Consider the following 5,453-nt stretch of genomic DNA (forward strand, 5'->3'; position numbering starts at 1 on the left):
GAGCTCCGAGCTCCGAGCTCCGAGCTCCGAGCGCCCGCCCGACGGAACGGCGAGCCCCTCCCGTCGCGCCCCGAACGCCCAACCGCTCCCTCGCCGAGGCCCCCGGCGAGAAGCTGTGCCGCAGCGAATGCGAGACGTCCCGCAGCCGTACGAAACGGACTGCAACCAGCCGCCGCAACACCCGCCGTACGCAGCGTGAGCCGGCGGAGCGCGTCCAGTGGTCGGCCCACCGCGACCTCGATAGGTGGTGCGGCCAGCGGCACGGGCGCCGCGCTGCCGACCGCACCGCCGATCCAGAACCGCTCGGTGACCCCGGCCACGCCCCGGCCAGCCCGGCGACCGCCCTGCCCGACGAAACGGCCGGCACGCTTCAGTCCCGCTCCGGCGCCCCACAGGCCGAGCTCTCGACGCGAGCCGAGCACTCCCGCGTGCCTCTCGGCTGCACCTCCCTGCGGCACGTACGCGTCCCTGACGGGATCCCCGTCCCGCACGACAATCGACGTATGGCCTCACACTCCGGACAGCCCCATCCCGCTCTCCCCGGCGTCCCGCGTGCTCTCTCCTTCGACTCCGTAGCCGCCCAGTACGCCACTTCCCGCCCGAGCTACCCACCCCAACTCTTCGACACGATCGAAGAGTTGACCGGCCAGCCCTTACACGGCAGACGCGTGGTCGACGTCGGCGCGGGCACCGGCATCGCCACCCGACTCCTCACCTCCCGCGGCGCCCGCGTCCTTGCGGTCGAACCGGGTCCGGGCATGGGCGAACAACTCCACGAGGCCCTGCCCGACGTGCCCCTCCTACGAGCCGTCGGCGACGCCCTCCCCCTCTCGTCCGCCTCCGCCGACCTGATCACGTACGCACAGTCCTGGCACTGGACCGAACCCGAACGCTCCGTCCCGGAAGCCATACGAGTACTGGCCCCCGGCGGTGCCCTGGCCGTCTGGTGGAACGTCCCCGATCCCGCCGTCCCCTGGGCCGCCGAACAGAAGGCCCGCCTGGCCCGCCGTTTCGACGGCTACCACCACGACGTCAGCCTCCGGGCCTCCCGCTTGATCACCGAAGTGGACCCGTCACTGCGCCCTCTTTACCGGGAGCTGCACTGGACCCGGCGTGTGCCGCTCGATCAGCACATGGCCCTGCTCGGCAGCCGCTCGTACTTCGCCCGGCTGGGTCCGGACCGCGCGGCCCCGCTACTCGCCGAGGAACGGGAAGAGGTCTCGCGCGTCTTCCGTGACGGCGTCGTCGAAGAGGCCTATGCCGTACACCTCACCGTCACCTTCCGCTGACCCACAGCACGGCACCCCGAGCCGTATGCCGCCGCCACCCGTCCGCGCCCCTCCTTTCCTTGACGCCCCACCGGCCGAGGAGCATTATTCACCACATGATGAATAACGCCTCCGACTCCGCCTTCGGTCAGGCGGTCCCCATGCACCCAACTCCCGCCGAACCCCCTGCCGTGCGCGCCGAGACACTCACCGTCGTACGCGGTCGGCGCACCGTCCTGCGCAACCTCGACTTCGCCGTCCCGCCGGGCCAGATCACCGGGCTCCTCGGCCCCTCCGGCTGCGGCAAATCAACCTTGATGCGCTCCGTCGTCGGAACCCAGGCCAAGATCACCGGCACCCTCGAAGTCCTCGGCCACCCCGCCGGCCACGCAACCCTCCGCTCCCGCATCGGTTACGTCACCCAGGCGCCCTCCGTCTACGACGATCTGACGGTGCGCCAGAACCTCGACTACTTCGCCGCCGTGCTCAGCCCCGGCCGCGCCGCCGCGGCCCGGCGCCGGACCGACGTCACCCAGGCCATCACTGACGTCGCCCTCACCTCCCACACCGAGGTTCTCGCCGGAAACCTCTCCGGCGGCCAGCGCAGCCGCGTCTCCCTCGCCGTCGCCCTGCTCGGCAACCCCGAACTGCTGGTACTCGACGAACCCACCGTCGGACTCGACCCCGTACTCCGCCGCGACCTGTGGAATCTCTTCCACTCCATCGCCGAGAGCGGCACCACCATCCTCGTGTCGTCACACGTCATGGACGAGGCGGAACGCTGCCACCGACTGCTCCTGATGCGCGAAGGCGAAATCCTCGCCGACGGAACGCCCGACGCCCTGCGCACAGGGGACGAGACCGTCGAGGACGCGTTCCTCCGCCTCGTCGACGAGGCCGATGACCACCGACGGCACGCCGCCTGCGACCAGGCCGAGGAGACCATGCGATGAGCACCCGAACGTCACCGACCGCAACCGCAACCGCAACCGCATCCCATCGCCCCACCGCCATCTCGTGGGCACGCACCGCAGCCACCGCGGCCCGCGTGCTACGCCAGCTCCGCCACGACCCACGCTCGATCGCCCTGATGCTGCTGGTGCCCTGCGTGATGCTCCTCCTGCTGCGCTACGTCTTCGATGCCGATCCCCGCACGTTCGACAACATCGGCGCCTCCCTCCTGGGCATCTTCCCGCTGGTCACGATGTTCCTGGTGACGTCCATCGCCACCCTCCGCGAGCGCACGTCCGGCACCCTCGAACGTCTCCTGGCCATGCCCCTGGGCAAGGCCGATCTGATCATGGGCTACGCCCTCGCTTTCGGCGTACTGGCAGTCATTCAGTCGGCCCTGGCCACCGGCCTCGCCCTCTGGGCCCTCGGCCTCGACGTCGTCGGCTCCCCGTGGCTGCTCCTCGTCGTGGCCCTGCTGGACGCCCTCCTCGGGACCGCCCTCGGGCTGTTCGTCTCAGCCTTCGCGGCATCGGAGTTCCAGGCCGTCCAGTTCATGCCGGCGGTGATCTTCCCTCAGCTCCTCCTCTGCGGTCTCTTCACTGCCCGCCCCAACATGCACCCGGTCCTCGAAGCGATCTCCAACGTCCTCCCCATGTCGTACGCGGTCGACGGCATGAACGAAGTCCTCAAGCACACCGACCTGACGGCCAACTTCGTCCGTGACGCCGTGGTCGTCGCGGCTGTCGCAGCCCTGGTCCTCGTCCTGGGCGCGGCCACCCTCCGCCGCCGCACCGCCTGACAACACCGCGCCTGCGCCGGGCCGAGGCCCCACACCGACTCCGGTCTGCCCTCCGTACCGCCCATCGGACAGCCCGCCCTCCACCTCCGACCCGATGAAAGGATGGCCGCGGACGACACACCACACCCGGAGGGCGAACCGCTCATGACCCAGAAAGTCGCAGTCCTCGGCACCGGCAAGATCGGTGAGGCCTTGCTCAGCGGGATGATCCGCGCCGGCTGGGCCCCGGAGAACCTCCTGGTCACCACCCGCCGCCCCGAGCGAGCCGAAGAACTCCGCAGCCGTTACGGCGTGGCCCCTGTTAGCAACACTGAGGCCGCCAAGTCGGCAGACACCCTGATCCTCACCGTCAAGCCGCAGGACATGGGCACACTCCTCGAGGAACTGGCGCCCCACGTCCCGGCCGAACGTCTCGTCATCAGCGGTGCAGCCGGTATTCCCACCTCCTTCTTCGAAGACCGACTGGCTCCGAACACGCCCGTCGTCCGCGTCATGACGAACACTCCTGCCCTGGTCGACGAGGCCATGTCCGTGATCTCGCCGGGCAGTCACGCCACCCCCGACCACCTCACGCACGCCGAGGAGATCTTCGGTGGCGTCGGGAAGACCCTCCGGGTCCCCGAATCACAGCAGGACGCGTGCACCGCCCTGTCCGGTTCGGGGCCGGCGTACTTCTACTTCTTGGTCGAGGCCATGACCGACGCGGGCATCCTCCTCGGTCTGCCACGGGACAAGGCCCACGACCTGATCGTCCAGGCCGCCATCGGAGCCGCGGTCATGCTGCGCGACAGCGGTGAACACCCCGTCAAACTCCGCGAAAACGTCACCTCCCCTGCAGGTACGACCATCAACGCCATCCGGGAACTCGAGAACCACGGCGTGCGTGCCGCCCTCATCGCCGCCCTGGAGGCGGCCCGCGACCGAAGCCGCGAACTCGCCACAGGGAACGGCTGACCCCACTCGCCGCAGCAGTGGCCCGGTGCCGCCTCCGTCAGTCGATCGAGCCGCCGGGCGACAACAGCCCCATCGCCTGATGTGCAGCGTCCACCCGAGGCTGTGCCATCGCCCTGGCCCGCTCCGCTCCTCGCATCAGTACCCCCTCCACATAGCCCGGATCCGCACACAGTTCTTTGTGCCTTGCCTGCACAGGCCTCAGGAGCTCCACCACAGCCTCGGCGGTGTCCTTCTTCAAAGCGCCGTACGACTCGTATACACCGGCCAGCGCCTCTGGGTTCCCATCTGTGCAGGAGGAGAGAATCTCGAGCAGGTTGCTGACCCCGGGCTTGGCCGCGCGGTCGTGAACGACATCGCGCCCGCTGTCCGTCACAGCCCGCAGAACCTTCTTGCGTACGGCTTCCGGCTCGTCGAGCAAATACACGATCCCGGCCCCCGACGCCTGGGTCTTCCCCATCTTCGACGTCGGATCCTGCAGATCCATCACCCGAGCCGCCACCCCCGGATGAGTCGCACGGGGCATGACGAACGTCGGTCCGTACCGCTGGTTGAACCGCACAGCCAGATCTCTTGCCAGCTCGACGTGCTGCGCCTGGTCATCACCGACCGGCACTTCGTCCGTCCCGTACGCCAGGATGTCGGCAGCCATCAGTACGGGGTACGTCAGCAGGGACAACCGCACGCTGCCCCCACGCTCCTGCTCGAGCGCGGCCTTCTCCTTGTACTGGATCATCCGTCGCATCTCGCCGTCCGTGGCGGTGCACTCCAGAAGGTACGAGAGGCGAGCGTGCTCCGAGACGTGGCTCTGGACGAACACCGTGCACACCTCGGGATCCAGCCCACACGCCAGGAACAGCGTGGCCGCCTGCATGCTGAGTCTGCGTACCCGCGCAGGATCGTGCTCGACGGTCAGGGCATGCAGATCGACGATGCAGAACAGGGCATCGGTCTCGTACTGATCAGCCTCGGCCCAACCGCGTAGGGCTCCCAGGTAGTTCCCGAGCGTCAGGTGCCCCGTCGGCTTGACCCCGCTGAATACCCGCTTCATCGCTCCACCTTCGGTAGGGGACCGCCGGCCCGGCGACGGGTCACGATCCCGAAGGGGAAACGAGAACGGCCGCCGAGACGGCGGCCGTGTGAGTGCATACGTGAGTGCGGCCGCCGGTCAGGCGGCCCACCACAGTTGGGTGCACGCATGCGTGAACATGGCCCCAGCGTAGCCCTGCGAGGACCGAAGTTGACACCCCATACGGCCATCCGTAGTGTTCTCCGAGTTGCCCGATGTGAGCGCCGACATTCGTCGGTCCCCGGGCGACCATCCTGCAAGAACTACTCGAACGAATCTGCGCCCGCCGCAGCCTCGTTTTCACGTGTATTTGCGGAATGAGGAAACCGCGTTCGAAAGGGCGCCCCCCGATTAGCTCGGGGGCCAGGAATCCGCTAATGTCTCACCTCGTCGGAGCGGCCCAAGGGCCGGGAAG

At 68.8% G+C, this 5,453-nt stretch carries 5 protein-coding genes; 4 read left to right on the plus strand and 1 reads right to left on the minus strand.

Translation table 11 applies throughout. The features are described from left to right. Window positions 1-668: 668 nt before the first annotated feature. The 4 genes from DSC45_RS25695 (at window position 669) to proC (ending at window position 3,972) form a co-directional block, all read left to right on the plus strand. Entirely contained in the window at window positions 669-1,289 is a 621-nt protein-coding gene (locus DSC45_RS25695) for a class I SAM-dependent methyltransferase (protein WP_346426679.1), read from the plus strand. A gap of 140 nt (window positions 1,290-1,429) precedes the next feature. Next, entirely contained in the window at window positions 1,430-2,221 is a 792-nt protein-coding gene (locus tag DSC45_RS25700) for an ABC transporter ATP-binding protein (RefSeq protein WP_240434850.1), read from the plus strand. Further along, window positions 2,218-3,018, plus strand: a complete 801-nt coding sequence (locus DSC45_RS25705; protein WP_119294295.1) for an ABC transporter permease — start codon at window positions 2,218-2,220, stop codon at window positions 3,016-3,018. Before DSC45_RS25700 ends, DSC45_RS25705 begins: the two co-directional genes overlap by 4 nt. 144 nt (window positions 3,019-3,162) lie before the next feature. Further along, on the plus strand, window positions 3,163-3,972 hold the full coding sequence (gene proC, locus DSC45_RS25710; protein ID WP_119294330.1) for a pyrroline-5-carboxylate reductase: 810 nt from the start codon (window positions 3,163-3,165) through the stop codon (window positions 3,970-3,972). Window positions 3,973-4,009: 37 nt separating this feature from the next. On the opposite strand, the gene trpS is transcribed toward proC, so the two are convergent. After that, window positions 4,010-5,020, minus strand: a complete 1,011-nt coding sequence (gene trpS / locus DSC45_RS25715) for a tryptophan--tRNA ligase (protein WP_119294296.1) — start codon at window positions 5,018-5,020, stop codon at window positions 4,010-4,012. Between the last annotated feature and the right edge of the window lie 433 nt (window positions 5,021-5,453).

This window comes from Streptomyces sp. YIM 130001 (genome assembly GCF_003574445.1).
In the GTDB taxonomy this organism is placed as follows: domain Bacteria; phylum Actinomycetota; class Actinomycetes; order Streptomycetales; family Streptomycetaceae; genus Streptomyces.

What these genes read in the sequence shown, in the direction of transcription:
- proC (WP_119294330.1), top strand. Translation starts at nt 3,163, where the DNA reads ATGACCCAGAAAGTCGCAGTCCTCGGCACCGGCAAGATCGGTGAGGCC.
- trpS (WP_119294296.1), bottom strand. Translation starts at nt 5,020, where the DNA reads ATGAAGCGGGTATTCAGCGGGGTCAAGCCGACGGGGCACCTGACGCTC.
- DSC45_RS25705 (WP_119294295.1), top strand. Translation starts at nt 2,218, where the DNA reads ATGAGCACCCGAACGTCACCGACCGCAACCGCAACCGCAACCGCATCC.
- DSC45_RS25700 (WP_240434850.1), top strand. Translation starts at nt 1,430, where the DNA reads ATGCACCCAACTCCCGCCGAACCCCCTGCCGTGCGCGCCGAGACACTC.